Source organism: Ruegeria sp. HKCCD4315 (assembly GCF_013112245.1).
GTDB lineage: Bacteria > Pseudomonadota > Alphaproteobacteria > Rhodobacterales > Rhodobacteraceae > Ruegeria.
This window is the reverse complement of record NZ_WVRN01000001.1, coordinates 2916817-2930771: the sequence shown is the minus strand read 5'-3', so window position 1 is coordinate 2930771 and position 13955 is coordinate 2916817. Positions and strand designations below refer to the sequence as shown.

At 53.9% G+C, this 13955-nt stretch carries 15 protein-coding genes and 1 tRNA gene; 11 read left to right on the top strand and 5 right to left on the bottom strand.

Annotation, left to right across the window (positions count from 1 at the left end; genetic code table 11):
• Positions 1-29 precede the first annotated feature (29 nt).
• The 4 genes from ttcA to rpmH are packed head-to-tail and all read right to left on the bottom strand — an operon-like array spanning position 30 to position 1813.
• Positions 30-929, bottom strand: coding sequence for a tRNA 2-thiocytidine(32) synthetase TtcA (gene ttcA / locus GS646_RS14500; RefSeq protein WP_171648963.1), 900 nt, complete (start codon positions 927-929; stop codon positions 30-32).
• Positions 930-985: 56 nt separating this feature from the next.
• On the bottom strand, positions 986-1231 hold the full coding sequence (gene yidD, locus GS646_RS14495; protein WP_171648961.1) for a membrane protein insertion efficiency factor YidD: 246 nt from the start codon (positions 1229-1231) through the stop codon (positions 986-988).
• The gene (gene rnpA, locus GS646_RS14490; RefSeq protein WP_171648959.1) at positions 1228-1653 is read right to left on the bottom strand and encodes a ribonuclease P protein component; all 426 of its coding nucleotides are present in this window, start codon (positions 1651-1653) and stop codon (positions 1228-1230) included. Before rnpA ends, yidD begins: the two co-directional genes overlap by 4 nt.
• 25 nt (positions 1654-1678) lie before the next feature.
• Entirely contained in the window at positions 1679-1813 is a 135-nt protein-coding gene (gene rpmH, locus GS646_RS14485) for a 50S ribosomal protein L34 (protein WP_005980833.1), read from the bottom strand.
• A 296-nt stretch (positions 1814-2109) separates the two neighbouring features.
• Between rpmH and GS646_RS14480 the strand changes: the two genes are divergently transcribed.
• The 11 genes from GS646_RS14480 to GS646_RS14430 all read left to right on the top strand — a co-directional run bounded on the left by GS646_RS14480 (position 2110) and on the right by GS646_RS14430 (position 12249).
• A complete protein-coding gene (locus GS646_RS14480; protein ID WP_171648975.1) occupies positions 2110-2841 on the top strand; it encodes a TVP38/TMEM64 family protein in 732 nt (243 codons plus the stop codon).
• Positions 2842-2844: 3 nt separating this feature from the next.
• Positions 2845-4263: an NAD(P)/FAD-dependent oxidoreductase gene (locus tag GS646_RS14475; protein WP_171648957.1), complete on the top strand. Its 1419-nt coding sequence runs from the start codon at positions 2845-2847 to the stop codon at positions 4261-4263.
• A gap of 15 nt (positions 4264-4278) precedes the next feature.
• Positions 4279-5664, top strand: coding sequence for a HAMP domain-containing sensor histidine kinase (locus GS646_RS14470; RefSeq protein WP_171186684.1), 1386 nt, complete (start codon positions 4279-4281; stop codon positions 5662-5664).
• 64 nt (positions 5665-5728) lie between these two features.
• Positions 5729-5805: transfer RNA gene (locus tag GS646_RS14465), tRNA-Arg, on the top strand.
• A 148-nt stretch (positions 5806-5953) separates the two neighbouring features.
• Positions 5954-7123, top strand: a complete 1170-nt coding sequence (locus GS646_RS14460; protein ID WP_171648955.1) for a site-specific integrase — start codon at positions 5954-5956, stop codon at positions 7121-7123.
• A 22-nt stretch (positions 7124-7145) separates the two neighbouring features.
• Positions 7146-8126, top strand: a complete 981-nt coding sequence (locus GS646_RS14455; RefSeq protein ID WP_171648953.1) for a hypothetical protein — start codon at positions 7146-7148, stop codon at positions 8124-8126.
• A gap of 111 nt (positions 8127-8237) precedes the next feature.
• The gene (locus GS646_RS14450; protein WP_171648951.1) at positions 8238-8447 is read left to right on the top strand and encodes a MerR family transcriptional regulator; all 210 of its coding nucleotides are present in this window, start codon (positions 8238-8240) and stop codon (positions 8445-8447) included.
• A gap of 183 nt (positions 8448-8630) precedes the next feature.
• Entirely contained in the window at positions 8631-8972 is a 342-nt protein-coding gene (locus tag GS646_RS14445; protein ID WP_171648949.1) for a hypothetical protein, read from the top strand.
• The gene (locus GS646_RS14440; protein WP_171648947.1) at positions 8965-9492 is read left to right on the top strand and encodes a helix-turn-helix domain-containing protein; all 528 of its coding nucleotides are present in this window, start codon (positions 8965-8967) and stop codon (positions 9490-9492) included. The genes GS646_RS14445 and GS646_RS14440 overlap by 8 nt, the downstream gene beginning before the upstream one ends.
• Before the next feature lie 31 nt (positions 9493-9523).
• Entirely contained in the window at positions 9524-10159 is a 636-nt protein-coding gene (locus GS646_RS14435; protein ID WP_171648945.1) for a hypothetical protein, read from the top strand.
• A gap of 440 nt (positions 10160-10599) precedes the next feature.
• Positions 10600-12249: a metallophosphoesterase gene (locus tag GS646_RS14430; RefSeq protein ID WP_171678599.1), complete on the top strand. Its 1650-nt coding sequence runs from the start codon at positions 10600-10602 to the stop codon at positions 12247-12249.
• Positions 12250-13380: 1131 nt separating this feature from the next.
• Here GS646_RS14430 and GS646_RS14425 read toward each other — a convergent pair.
• Complete coding sequence (locus GS646_RS14425; protein ID WP_171186614.1) at positions 13381-13776, bottom strand: hypothetical protein; 396 nt, start codon at positions 13774-13776, stop codon at positions 13381-13383.
• Positions 13777-13955 lie beyond the last annotated feature (179 nt).

Sequence of the window (13955 nt, the reverse complement as noted above, 5' to 3'; positions counted from 1 at the left end):
CGCCACCGAGCCTAAGAAACCAGTCTGAGTCAGTCGTTAACGCAGCTGCGGAATTCCATCCGAGATAGTTTTTTTTCGTCAGAATTTATTGAAAGGTTAAGGAAATCAAACAGTTTTGCGTCCAAAAGATGCGAAGGACGCGCATTTGTTAACGCGCGGAACATGACCTGACGCCGACCGGGACTGTTCTTTTCCCATTGATCAAGAATCTGTTTCACCTGCTGGCGCTGCAGCCCGTCCTGACTGCCGCACAGGTCGCAGGGAATGATGGGGTATTGCATTGCGTTGGCGAATTTCTCGCAATCGGCTTCCGCGACATGGGCTAGCGGGCGGAAGACGAACAGATCGCCCTCTTCATTCACCAGCTTTGGCGGCATGGTGGCCAAGCGGCCGCCATGGAAGAGGTTCATGAAGAACGTCTCAAGAATGTCGTCGCGATGATGGCCCAGTACGACGGCAGAACACCCTTCTTCCCGCGCGATGCGGTACAGGTTGCCGCGGCGCAGGCGTGAACACAGCGCGCAATAGGTTCGGCCTTGCGGGACCTTGTCCATCACAACGGAATAAGTGTCCTGATACTCGATCCGGTGTGGCACACCCATGCGATCCAAAAACTCTGGCAGGACTGTCGCGGGAAAGCCGGGTTGGCCTTGATCCAGATTGCATGCCAGCAGATCGACGGGCAACAAGCCACGCCATTTGAGTTCATAAAGAACGGCCAGCAGCGTGTAACTGTCCTTGCCGCCTGACAGGCAGATCAACCAGCGCGGGGGTTTGCCGTCTTTGTCATGTGCGGACGGATCCACCATCCCGTATTGCTCGATCGCTTCACGGGTTTGGCGCACGATGCGTTTGCGCAGCTTCTTGAACTCGGTGGTCGAGGGCGCGCCAGCAAACAGCGGGTGGATATCGTCTGCATCATCAAACATGCGCTGCCCCTACAGCAGATGGCGCAACCGGGCAAGATGGTCACTGAACGCCGGGTCTAGTCCTTGTCAGTCGAGGTATCGGAGTCGGGGACCGGATCATAACCGTCGCCACCCCACGGATGACAGCGCCCGATCCGGCGAGCGGCCAGCCATGTCCCTTTGATCGCACCGTGTTTTTCCATCGCTTCAAGCGCATAGGCTGAACATGTTGGCTGGTAACGGCAGTTAAACCCAACCCAAGGGCTGAAGATCAGCCGGTACGCCCGAACGGGCAGGGCGATTATATGGGACAGAAGGGTCATTTGCCCGAAGCGTGTACCTTGCGCAATGCATAGCGCAAGTCGCCTAACAGTGCGTCGTATGGGCGGTCGGCCGTGACCTCGGCGCGGCCGATCAGAACGTAATCCCAGCCATCGCGGCCCGCCTCGGGCAAAATGGCCCGCGCAGCCTCGCGCAGTCGGCGCTTTGCACGGTTGCGCGCGACTGCGTTGCCCACTTTCTTCGAGCAGGTGAAACCAACACGAATGCCGCAGGCTTCGTCGGGCGCACGCTTACGGGCCTGCACCATCATGGAAGATGTGCCTTGCCGCCGCGCTCGTGCTGCTTTCAGGAAGTCTGATCGATTTTTGAGAACAGTCAAAGAGACCGGCGCACAAACGGACGCCGCCGGGGGCATGTTCCCGGGGTGGTTATTACCATCCACAGGGGCCTCCGGCGGCGTCATGTTCATAACCTGATCGGTGAGCGGTTTACGCGCTCAGCGATTTGCGGCCGCGTGCGCGGCGTGCGTTCAGGATCTTGCGGCCGGCCTTGGTGGCCATGCGCGCGCGGAAACCGTGGCGGCGTTTGCGAACCAGGTTCGAAGGCTGATAGGTGCGTTTCATCGCTCCGTCTCCAATCTATAGCGGTCGGGTGCGGCGCGGATTCGCCTGGCCCTAGTGTTCGAAGCCCGTCCTCTACTGCTAAGCGGGGGGTAAGTCAAACCCCAACAACCGGGTTTTCGCGCCTTTTGCAACAATTCTGTAACCGCAAAGGCGAAAAGATTTCAAAACACCCAAATATCGAAGGAATCTCTCACATTCGGGGCCGCAAAGATCAAGGCCCCGTGATCCCCCTGTTGCTGGACCGCCCGGCAGCGCATCTTGAGCACAAGATGAAGCAGAAAGAACCGGAAAACCTTATGTCCGAAACAAGCCAGGCGCCACGCAGCGGGTTTGCGCGCCATATTCCATTGCTGGTTATCCTTGGTGTTGCCGTCGCGGGGTTTTTCACGCTTGGCGACTATCTGAGCTTTGAAACCCTGCGGGACAATCGTGAGGCTTTGCTGGCTTGGCGGGACGGTCACTATTGGGTCATGGTGGCTGCATTTGTTGCCATTTACATCGTCATTGTGGCGTTCTCGTTGCCGGGGGCGGCGGTGGCGTCGATGACGGGTGGGTTCCTGTTTGGTCTGTTTGCGGGCACGGTTTTCAACGTTGTAGCAGCGACTATCGGAGCCTCGGCGATTTTTCTGGCTGCACGCTGGGGGTTGGGTGAGTCGCTGACCGCCCGGTTGGAATCCTCGGAAGGGACGGTCAAGAAACTGAAAGACGGTCTGCGCGAGAACGAGATCTCGGTCCTGTTCCTGTTGCGTCTGGTGCCGGTTGTTCCGTTCTTTGTGGCCAATCTGGTGCCTGCTTTGGTTGGCGTAAAGTTCCGCAACTTCCTGATCACCACGGCGCTGGGCATTATTCCGGGCGGGATAGTCTACACGTGGATTGGTGTAGGGCTTGGTGGTGTTTTCGACCGCGGTGATACCCCGGATGTGTCGTTATTGTGGGAGCCGTTCGTAATCGGGCCAATTATCGGCTTGTGCGTTCTGGCCGCTTTGCCCATCGTTATCAAAGCCTTGCGTGCAAATAAGGACAGCTGAGCCATGACCGAATTGAAAACAGACCTCCTGGTCATTGGGGCCGGGTCCGGTGGGCTGTCAGTTGCAGCTGGGGCCAGCCAGATGGGCGCGGATGTCGTTCTGTTGGAAGGGCATAAGATGGGGGGCGATTGTCTGAATTTCGGCTGCGTCCCGTCCAAAGCGCTGATTGCAAGCGGGAAGGTTGCTTATGGTCAGGCGCATTCCGCAGCATTCGGGATCGCGGATGCGGCTCCTCAGATCGACTATGCGGCGGCCAAGGATCATGTGCATAACGTCATCGCCCAGATCGAACCGATGGACAGCCAAGAGAGGTTCGAAGGATTTGGCGTCAAGGTGATCCGCGAATACGGCACCTTTAACTCTTCCAACCAAGTGCAGGCGGGGGATTACGTGATCTCTGCGCGCCGAATCGTGATTGCGAGCGGATCTTCGCCCTTGGTGCCGCCAATCCCGGGGTTGGACACGGTTCCTTACTATACGAATGAAACCATTTTCGACCTGCGCGAGCGACCGGATCACCTGCTGATCATCGGCGGTGGCCCGATTGGTGTGGAAATGGCGCAGGCCCATCGACGGCTAGGAAGCAAAGTCACTGTCATAGAAGGTCAGAAGGCGTTGGGCAAAGACGACCCCGAAGCCGCTTCGCTGGTGTTGGAGACGTTGCGCAATGAAGGCGTCGACATCCACGAAGACGCCATGGTGGCGCAGATCCGTGGCGGTGAAGGCACAGTAGAGGTCGTGACCGAGAACGGTGAGATTCACCGGGGCACCCATCTTTTGATTGCGGCCGGACGTAAGGCCAATGTTGAAAGCCTGAACCTGGATGCGGCAGGAATTGAGCGCACCCGGACCGGCATCAAAACTGATGAGGCACTGAGGACGACAAACCGCAAGGTCTATGCGATCGGTGATGTTGTGGGTGGGCTGCAGTTTACCCACGTGGCCGGGTACCACGCAGGTATCATTATTCGCTCGGCATTGTTTGGCCTGCCGTCCAAAGCCAAAACCGCGCATATCCCCTGGGCGACCTATACCGATCCGGAACTGGCGCAGGTTGGTATGACCGAAGCACAGGCCCGCGACCAACATGGTGACAGGTTGGAAGTTGCACGGTTTGACTATCACCACAACGACCGGGCGATATCCGAGCGTAAAACAAAGGGCTTCATCAAAGTCATGGTTGTTAAAGGCCGACCTGTCGGGGCCACAATTGTGGGCCATCAAGCAGGCGAGTTGATCAACTTGTGGTCGCTGGCATTGGCCAATAACTTAAAGATGGGGCAGATCGCCGCGATGGTTTCGCCTTATCCGACGATCGGAGAGCTTAACAAACGCGTGGCGGGTGCTTATTTCACGCCAAGGCTGTTTGAGAATCAGACAGTTAAACGAGTGGTCAGGTTCGTCCAGCGCTGGATTCCCTGACCTGAGGAGGGGCGCATTTTGAATTCGCTGTCGGGCCGATTTCTGATCCTGACGACGGTCTTCGTCATGTTGGCCGAAATCCTGATTTTTGTCCCGTCTATCGCTCGGTTCCGCGAGGATTTCCTGCTGAACCGTCTGGAGCGCGCCCAGATTGCCTCATTGGCGTTGTTGGCAGACGATATGCTGGCCGAGGATCTCGAGGCGGAACTGCTGGCGAATGCCGGTGTATATAACGTCGTGTTGCGTCGTGACGAAGTTCGGCAGCTTATGTTGTCTTCGCCGATTCCGGAATCGATCACCCAGACATACGATCTGCGCGATGCCGGTCCTTGGGTTTTGATCCGTGACGCCATGAGCCGGATTTTCAAGCCCGAAAACGAGATCATTCGAGTTATTGGCGAACCCGTCAAAGGCGCAGGGCTTTTGATCGAGGTCACCACGGACAGCGCCCCATTGCGCATGGCGATGGTGGATTACGGCCTGCGTATCCTCGGCCTTTCCTTTGTCATTTCGATAATCACTGCTTCGTTGCTTTTCCTGGCTGTGCGGGTGGTGCTTGTACGGCCAATCAAAAGCGTAGTGGGATATATGCAGCGCTACGCCAGCGCGCCCGAAGACGCGCGGGGCATTATCTCGCCAAACTCGAAAGTGACGGAACTGCGCGAGGCAGAAGAGGCGCTGAAAATGCTGCAGACGGATCTGACACAGGCGTTGCGACAGCGTGAAAGACTGGCGCAACTGGGTGGGGCGGTTGCCAAAGTCAGTCACGATCTGCGCAATATCTTAACGTCGGCACAGCTGTTCACCGACAGGATCGAATCCAGCGACGATCCCTTGGTTCGTCGGATGGCTCCGAAACTGGTGAACTCCATCACCCGCGCTGTGTCGCTGTGCGAAAGCACGCTGGCCTTTGGGCGCGCGGAAGAACCCGCGCCCACCTTGACGATGGTTCCTGTACGGGCGCTTGCTGCTGACGTTGCAGCCAGTGAGCAGCTTGCCGTCGCCGATGCCTGCGTTGAAATCGTAAACGAAGTGCCAGATGACCTGATTGTCCGCGCAGACCCCGAACAATTGTTCCGAGTCATCATGAACCTCGTGCGCAACGCCCGTCAGGCACTGGTCGCATCTGCCAAACCCGGGCGAGTAACAATTGCTGGCTGCGAATATGGAGACACCTGGTGCATTGAAATCAGCGATACAGGCCCGGGTCTTCCACCAAAAGCGCGCGAAAACCTGTTTACACCATTCCAGGGCGGAGTTCGAAAGGGCGGTTCGGGTTTGGGACTGGCAATTTCGCAGGAACTTGTGCGCGGACATGGTGGAGACCTGAGTTTGAAACACACCGGACCCGAAGGAACAGTGTTCGAAATAAGCCTTCCACGTGGCGACATGACTTTTTGAAAAATTTTTGAAGAATCGACTTGCACGTCCCACGCACCGGGTCTAAACACCGCTTCACCAACGCGGACCGATAGCTCAGCTGGATAGAGTACTTGACTACGAATCAAGGGGTCGGGGGTTCGAATCCTCCTCGGTCCGCCACTTGGTGATATCCCTAGATTTTGAAGAGACACACTAGGCCGCCTAAACCTTTGTATTATATGGCTACAGCAGCGCTGGTGGGTTTCATTGGATTTCACCCGATAACACAAGTATACTTTCATTAAGTGGTATATTTTGTGGTATTTTTATGTCTGCGCTCGATGGGAAGCTGACAAAGAAGCTGGTAGAGAATCTCGGCCCGGGTCGTCATGGCGACGGTTCTGGCCTGTACCTCGTTGTTGATCCATCAGGCGCAAGGCGCTGGATTGTGCGTGTAACGGTCAAAGGGCAAAAGAACCGCAAAGGCGCGCCGCTAAGAACGGACTTCGGTTTAGGCGGCGCGGATGTTGTCACGCTGAACCAGGCCCGCGAAAGAGCACTCGAATATCGACGCATGGCTAAGTCCGGACTGAACCCTCGATTCAACGCCCAGCGCGAAATCCCGACCTTCGAAGAGCTCAGCCGACAGGTCCACATCGACCGCCTTCCAACATGGAAGAACGCTAAGCACGGCCAGCAGTGGCTCAACACCTTGCGCGACTATGCATTCCCAAAAATCGGGCGCATGCCAGTCGACAGCATTGATCAACCCGAAGTGCTGATGTGCCTCTCCCCGATCTGGACCGAGAAACACGAAACCGCAAAGCGACTGTCTCAGCGGATCAAGACGGTGCTCGACGTGGCAAAGTCCAAGGGTTTCCGCTCGGGCGAGAACCCGGTTACCGCGATCCGCGAAGGCAAGGTGCTACCCACCGTCAAAGCCAAGGTACAGCACCATGACGCAATGCCGTGGCAGGAGGTGCCCGCATTCTATGCCGAGTTGCAAACCCGCTCTGCCATGGCCGCCAAGGCGCTGCAGTTTACCATTCTGACCGCCTGCCGGACTTCAGAGGTGCTGGAGACGAAATGGCCCGAGGTCGATATCGATACGCGCCTTTGGACCATACCAGCGGAGCGCATGAAGGGCGGGCAGGTCCACCGCGTCCCTCTCACCGACGAAATGCTGACCATTCTGGAGCCGTTGCGCGCGCTGGCCTCTGACTATGTGTTCGAGGGCCAAAAGCGGCACCAGCCCTTGTCAAACATGTCCATGTTGATGCTGCTGCGCCGGATGCGGCAGGATGGCGTCACCGTGCATGGCTTTCGCAGTTCGTTTCGGGATTGGGCGGCGGAGGCCGCAAACGCGCCGCGCGAACTGGCAGAGGCGGCCTTGGCCCATCAGGTTGGTTCAGATGTTGAGCGCGCTTATGCACGGTCGGATTTGTTGGAAAGGCGGCGAGAATTGATGGAAGAGTGGTGCAAGTCTGTTTCAAGTTAGCATTTTAGATGGATATGAGTTGATGACGGATAAAAAATGGACAAAGCCTAATCGGCTTACAGAGGTTATTCGTCACGAAGCATCCCCCGTCACTGTGGGGGCGTTCCCAGGCCCGTCTGTAGCCTCTCTGAAAAACACATTTAGTGATGATTTCAGCGAAACAAGGGACGGAGATACAGTATGGGAAGTTTGGATAACGACTAGGACAGGACTAGACAAAGAGGTCGTGGGATTAAGCTATTTCGCGACAGAAGAAGCGGCTGTAGCGGCTGTAGCGTCTATGCCCGTTGGGATGACATACGGAGACCACTATGGTTTTCCCAAGAGATTGAAAGAAATAGTTGGAAACGGTGGCCTGGACCCCTCCGGAATGCTGTCATTTATGTTTGGATCTGGCGATCACGATGCGGTTCATTTTGTCTGTTACGAAGCGCTTGCCGAGGCGGGTGTCATATCAAAAAAGGACTACAGTATTCTGCCAAGTGTTCTCGATTGGTTGGGCGACGAACATGTTGCTTGGATGAGAAACACCTTTGGTGAAAATTGGTCAGCAGTTGCAAAATTTGAGTTTTGCTTGAACCACTTCCCTGACTCGTCTCTGGCTAGTCTCTCAGCGAAACTACTCTTGTCGCAGTTCGTAACAAACGACGACTTTACTGCGGGCTACATAACTAAGGAAATTGAGGCTATCTCAGGTGGCACTGAAGCTGCAGCAATTCTGGCGGCAAATACCCGAAAAAAGGCTGGCGAAGCCGGGGCGCGTGCATCACGAGAACGCAGGCTCCAAAACTTGGAGTTGCTGATGCAGCAAATCGAGCAGCTGTCAGACGCGGTCGGTTCTTTCAGTGAAGAACGCATTGTTGAGCAAGCTTTGGAAAAGACAGTTGAGAAACAAAAGGACTTCCCTAAATCGCAAAAAACTCATGCGGACTACGGAACGGCATTGCGGTCAGAGGAGCCCTTCAAATCGAGGTACGAAGCGGTTTTCAAGAAAAACGCTTAAGCATTTTCTCACTTCCGGAAGACGCTTAAGCGCAGGAAAAAGTCTGGTGACACTTCGGCAAAGCTGCCCATAATCGGGAGCCATCGCAACTGATCCAAGAGGATTTCAACGATGGCAAACGTCTTTAATGACGACCGGGTCTATTTCCCAGAAGACCCTGAAATGCAATTGCTGGGAAACCGTGAAAAGCTGGCTCAATGGCGCCACCGCATGTGTGGTCCGGCCTTTCTCCGCATCGGTCGGCGGGTCGCCTATCACGGCGCCGATTTGAACGCTTGGCTGGCGGCCCGGCGCACCGATCCCAACAACGAGGCTGCATAATGAAAAACCCCAACTCCAAGCGCGGAGATGGGGCTTTTCCAGTGACATCAACTGCCACCCTAGCAAGTCCAGTTGATGCCACAGGATGCCCTGCGCCGACAAGACAAAACGAGCGCCTGTACTACTGGTCGCCTTTGAGCCATTCGGTTGAACGGGTGATCGTACGGAAAGGACGGATCAAGCATGGCTGATATATCCTTTTCCAAGCCGAACAGCACGAGTCTCGATAGGGGGCCAGACACTGGCCTTCTTTCCCGAACCGATCATCGCGAAACTGCTGAGACCTACAGCGGCGAACTCTTTCGCCATGGTATCTACCGCGTCGCCGTATGCCGGGATGGTATCCAATGGTTGTTTCAGCGCCAGAGACCCCAATTTCCGACCGGTGGAGCGGCATGGGACACGCTCGGGTACTGTGTGTCCAAATCCGGCCTAACCCGGTTCGTCCGGGCGCATATCGGCTGTGACGATCCTGATCTGGATGCATTGCCCGCGCATTTCCAGCAGAGGTGTCGCGATGAGTAGGCGCCGGTCTCCCAAGGGCAAACGGTCGGATGAGGGGCAATACATCCCTCTGCCCTACGCCATGATCAAGTCCCCGGCGTGGCGGGCTCTGTCCGGACCTGCAGTGAAGCTCTGGCTGGAGCTTCACACCCGATACAACGGCGGCAACAACGGCAAGGTGTTTCTGTCGATGAACGAGGCGGCAGAGATACTGGGATTGGGCAAGGCCACGGTTCAGCGGGCTTTCGAGGATCTGCAGGACAAAGGCTTCCTTGTGCTGGAGCAGGAAGGCAACTGGTATCACCGTCGCGCCCACGAATGGCGGTTAACGACTAAGACCACACAAACCCGGTCCGGCAAAAAAGCCGCCACTAACGACTGGCGTTTCTGGCAGCCCGAAAAAACAAAACGCGGTTCTGAGACGGAACCGTCAGCATTCTCTGTGGTTCCGTTTGAGAACCCAAAGACCTCCCATGGTTCCAAATCAGAACCCGTCAGGCCGGTTTCTCGTCGGTCCTTCGGTTCTGAATCGGAACACTAATACTAACCACTCCCTGCTACGCGAGGCGGACATGAGCAAGACACAGAAAGACAGTGGCAATGATCAGCAGCCAAAGGGCTCTGAGCTTACCGAAGCGGAGACCAACGCGGTTGCCGATCTGAGGGAACGGAAGAGATCACGCGTTCGGGCGCCGGACATAAAGTTAGACTTCGAGGAGGAAACGCGAAGGCTCATCGTCGGGCACAAAGGGACAGACCCAAACGCAGCCTGTGCATTGGCAATGCATGAGCTAGGCACAGCAGACTACCGATTCTTCGAAGGCGTTATGGATCAAGTCGCGACTCTCGGGCAACAGGACAGCTCGGTTTCTGAGACAGCATCAAACTTCGTAATGTCCGTTGTTGCCGGGGTCAGGCCGCGAGACGAGATTGAAGCTATGCTTGCGATCCAGATGGGTGCGATCCATCAGGCCACGATGATGATGGCGCGCAGGCTCAATCACGTAAAATCTCTTCCACAGCAAGACTCAGCGGAACGGGCACTCAATAAACTTGCGCGGACCTTCACGAGCCAGGTTGAAACTCTGAAACGGTATCGCTCCAAGGCGGATCAAACCGTCCGTGTCGAACGCGTCGAGGTCAAAGAAGGTGGTCAAGCTATCGTTGGCAATGTTCAAAACGGGGGCGGGGTGAATGACAAAAAGTAACGACAACCTCAGGGACCCTACCAAACGGCTCAATGATGCGCCAAGGTGCACAGCAACAGCGAAGTCCACTGGCAAGCGATGTCGCGCACCCGCCGTTCAGGGCTGGAGCGTTTGTCGCGTCCATGGGGCGGGAGGTGGGCACTGTTCTGGACCGGCTCATCCTTCCTGGAAGCACGGCGACCGGTCAAATGAAGCAGAAAGGGCACGCAAAACAGTGAGCGATCTGATCCGGGCCGACAAAAAACTTCGGAGGCGGCTATTTTCGCTAAAGCGCCATTGATTGGCTGGGCCAAGCGGAAACACGACCATGTTGGTCTATCTCTATGACTGCCACGACTCGTATAGATCGTTGCGATCACCGTATAAATGTGGTGATAGTGTTTCGGATATTTGAGCTCAAACTCAGTACCAATTTTGTAGATGGAAGGATTGAACCGGTTATGAGCAAAGTAAAGTGGCTTCATTTGTCAGATTGGCACCATAGACCGATGACAGCTGATCGACGCGTCATTCTGGATAAGCTCCTAGAGGACATCAAAGAACGAGAAGAAATCCACGATGAGTTACTTAATCTGGATTTCGTAATTTTCAGTGGCGACATCGCTTTCAGCGGAATGAAGACAGAGTTTGATGAAGCTCACGATCTTTTCTTTAAGCCGCTTCAAGATAGGATTGGATCGGATGTACCCTTTGTTTTTTGCCCCGGTAACCATGACATCGATAGAGCGACGATCGATAAAATTCCAGCTGATTGGGCGAAGGAAGCGGGAACCTTAGGTTCTTACAGCGAACCTCTGGAAGAAATGGTGAGTGATAGCGCCATAACTGAACTGTTTTTGCGCCCGTTTAAGAATTACAAGAGTTTTTGCGAAAAGTTTGGCCAGAATTACGAAACAGGTAGCCTCTCGTACTTTAAATCGTTGAAGCTGGCAGGAAAAAATATAGGAATTTGCTCCATTAACACTGCGTGGCATTCAGCACGCTATGACATTACACACCGAACCTGCGATGAAGTGACCGGCATCTGGGATTACGGAGCACTAAAAGTTACAGAAAAGCAAATTAGGGGTTGCATTGAGCAGTCAAAGTGCTGCGACCTAAAAATTCTGGTTATGCATCACCCACTTAACTGGCTGTCAGAAGATGACCAAGTTCGAATTGGAAGATTGATCAATTCTCATTTTGACATTGTTCTAAATGGGCATGAGCACAGGCCAGATATGAATGAGCTTTCTGGGGGCGCGGGAAGCATTCTGCAAATACCAGCAGGTGCTTCATACAACCGCAGAGTTTCCAGCGACCCACGCTATACCAACGCCTACAATTTTTGCCTGTTGGATGCCGAAGATTTCTCTGGTCAAGTGCATCATAGAATATGGTCGGAAGACCGAGATCGCTGGTCGGCTGATGATAGGTACTGGAACAAAGGGCAGTCGTCATTTTTACTGAATACTTCTAAAAGGGAAGAATTTCTCGATCGTAAAAGCTTGTTGTTCGATGTTGAAATTAACTATGCTCCAAGTCTGTATAAAAGAACTGGGAAATCAGCTGTAATAACAATAGCACACAAACCCGTAGAAATTTCGGGGCAAAAACTCATCGAAACAAGGACACAATATGAGTTCACCTATGAACGGGGGGAAGTTGAAGATTTTGAGATAAAATGTCGCGCGAGTCGTCGAATTGAGAATCACAGAGTCAAGGAAATTCGGGATCGTGGATACAAATTAGAGCACACTCAACCTCGACATATATATAAAAATTCCTATATCGAAGACGGAATTCCTAGGTTTGATTGCAAAATCCCGATCGGAAGGGACGAGCAATCCATTGTCTACCGATACAGTTCCCTTGAAATGCCAGAAGAGGTCTTTCTTTGGAGATTAACTCGCTTTACCAGAGACATTAAGTTAGTGATTCATGAAGCCGAAGGCTACGAATATGAGTATTGTAGCCTTGGCGGGTTTCCTGCACTAATTCCCCGTGAAAATCCAATGGACAAAAGCCGAGTACTGGAGTCCCGAGGAACGATGCACCTTCCTGGTCAAGGTTATCTTATTCAATGGTATCCAAAACCAGTTGACATCTAGGGTTTTGATCCCATCTAATGCACTCAAGGTTTAGCTATGTTAGGTAGTGAGATGACTATCAGAGAAGAAGAGTTCGGATAATAGTTGGTGCCGCCTAAACTGAAAAGGTGGCTCTGATAGAAGTCGCGTGCCATGCGCGCGACTTCCTTTTTGATGAGCATCGTGCCTTAATCCTGAAAAAACAAATAAAATCAATAGTTCGGTATTCGGCGTTTCGGCGTTTCCAAGAAGCAAAAGCTACCCTTAACGGCGTTTGTATTCAGTTGATAAGGGCAAGTTCACGAACAGATTGGGGTGCCGAACTGTGATGCATGGCCGCTAACAGCATGTGGTCACGTAAGGAGCCACCGAATCCGATTTTGAAGCTTAGTTATAAGGTTTTGCTGGAGAGGGGTGGTACATTTTGTGGTATGCCTATTGCGTGATGAAAATTAAGTGTTTTTTATCATTATCTTGGGGGAAATATATGGCCGCTCCTCGGTCCGCCACTGGTTTACCTTTGACAATAAAGCCTTAAACGGTGCGGCCCACTTGATGATTTCGTGCGCGCTTTACTCAAGGCAACTTTGAGGCAACCGTTCTGGGTGAAAAAGGGTGTTTTCACCCCAATCCATACGGTCCACCCACCTGTAAGTCGCCGAACACTGCCCATGCCTGGTGACGGGCGTTTACGAGTGCTATGTCATCCTCGGGAATGCTGTCCTTGAAATTGGAGTAGGCCATTCGGTCGCCCAAGTTCATCAGCACGGTCATGAGTGGTTGCGTGGAATGAACGCCCGGAAACGATAGTCACCGCTCGGTGTTTCGATCACCTCGCCGTCCATACCATAGTCGCGTAGAAGTTCGGCGTCCTAGGCGCGGCGGAACCGCAGACAGACGCGAGAACCGATGTTCGGCCCGCTGGTTTTGCCGTATTCATCCTTTGCAACGGCAGAGAAAAAGCCCGAACCCTCGGGCGTCGAGAATGCTACCCACATATGCAGGTCTTCCTAATTTTTTGGAAAAGGGCGCCTTGCTTATCAAATACAATATAGGGCCGTCAACTCGAGGGGGCTTACGTGCGCGGGCGCATGGCCTGCAGGCACAAACCCAAACCTCTGCACCTAGCAGTAGCTTCGTGATGGTTGGAGACTATTCGTTGTCATCCAGTTTTGCCTCAATCACCTTCTGTTGAGCCAATCTCTCTGGAAGGCGGTCGCTGATGTCTTTGAGCCGCTGTGTTGGACTGACGCTCATGCCTACAGTTCCGCTGTGGGTGTGCGTGATGCTAACGCCATCAGCGCGTCCGAATGCTCGGTCCTGAGCTAGGGCCAGCAAGGCAATTTGTTCTTTGCCCGAAAGTTTTCCTGACACAAATTCACCATTCTCATCTCGGCGATTGAAGAGTTCGTTCATCGACAACAGATCGTTCATGCGTTTTACAGCGATCTCGCCGTTCGACTGGATCAACTTTCTTGTCTCGGGGTCCAGCTTGGGTCGCCCGCCGGGATTGCCAGAATGACCGGGCTTGAAGAGTGGTGTTGGCATAGTGAACTCCTCTGTTCTCAGAAAGCGAATGCACCAAGCAATAACTATCTATTTTATATACTATAATTCGGTTTGAGTTGCGAATACTTGTGCAATTTGCTGCGGGGCTGGGCGGTAGTCATGTCAGAACTACGGTCACAGCGAATTTTTGGTTAGCGTCTGCTATCGCGGAAAGCGGC

What these genes read in the sequence shown, in the direction of transcription:
- ttcA (WP_171648963.1), bottom strand. Translation starts at nt 929, where the DNA reads ATGTTTGATGATGCAGACGATATCCACCCGCTGTTTGCTGGCGCGCCC.
- yidD (WP_171648961.1), bottom strand. Translation starts at nt 1,231, where the DNA reads ATGACCCTTCTGTCCCATATAATCGCCCTGCCCGTTCGGGCGTACCGG.
- rnpA (WP_171648959.1), bottom strand. Translation starts at nt 1,653, where the DNA reads ATGACGCCGCCGGAGGCCCCTGTGGATGGTAATAACCACCCCGGGAAC.
- rpmH (WP_005980833.1), bottom strand. Translation starts at nt 1,813, where the DNA reads ATGAAACGCACCTATCAGCCTTCGAACCTGGTTCGCAAACGCCGCCAC.
- GS646_RS14480 (WP_171648975.1), top strand. Translation starts at nt 2,110, where the DNA reads ATGTCCGAAACAAGCCAGGCGCCACGCAGCGGGTTTGCGCGCCATATT.
- GS646_RS14475 (WP_171648957.1), top strand. Translation starts at nt 2,845, where the DNA reads ATGACCGAATTGAAAACAGACCTCCTGGTCATTGGGGCCGGGTCCGGT.
- GS646_RS14460 (WP_171648955.1), top strand. Translation starts at nt 5,954, where the DNA reads ATGTCTGCGCTCGATGGGAAGCTGACAAAGAAGCTGGTAGAGAATCTC.
- GS646_RS14455 (WP_171648953.1), top strand. Translation starts at nt 7,146, where the DNA reads ATGACGGATAAAAAATGGACAAAGCCTAATCGGCTTACAGAGGTTATT.
- GS646_RS14450 (WP_171648951.1), top strand. Translation starts at nt 8,238, where the DNA reads ATGGCAAACGTCTTTAATGACGACCGGGTCTATTTCCCAGAAGACCCT.
- GS646_RS14445 (WP_171648949.1), top strand. Translation starts at nt 8,631, where the DNA reads ATGGCTGATATATCCTTTTCCAAGCCGAACAGCACGAGTCTCGATAGG.
- GS646_RS14440 (WP_171648947.1), top strand. Translation starts at nt 8,965, where the DNA reads ATGAGTAGGCGCCGGTCTCCCAAGGGCAAACGGTCGGATGAGGGGCAA.
- GS646_RS14435 (WP_171648945.1), top strand. Translation starts at nt 9,524, where the DNA reads ATGAGCAAGACACAGAAAGACAGTGGCAATGATCAGCAGCCAAAGGGC.
- GS646_RS14430 (WP_171678599.1), top strand. Translation starts at nt 10,600, where the DNA reads ATGAGCAAAGTAAAGTGGCTTCATTTGTCAGATTGGCACCATAGACCG.
- GS646_RS14425 (WP_171186614.1), bottom strand. Translation starts at nt 13,776, where the DNA reads ATGCCAACACCACTCTTCAAGCCCGGTCATTCTGGCAATCCCGGCGGG.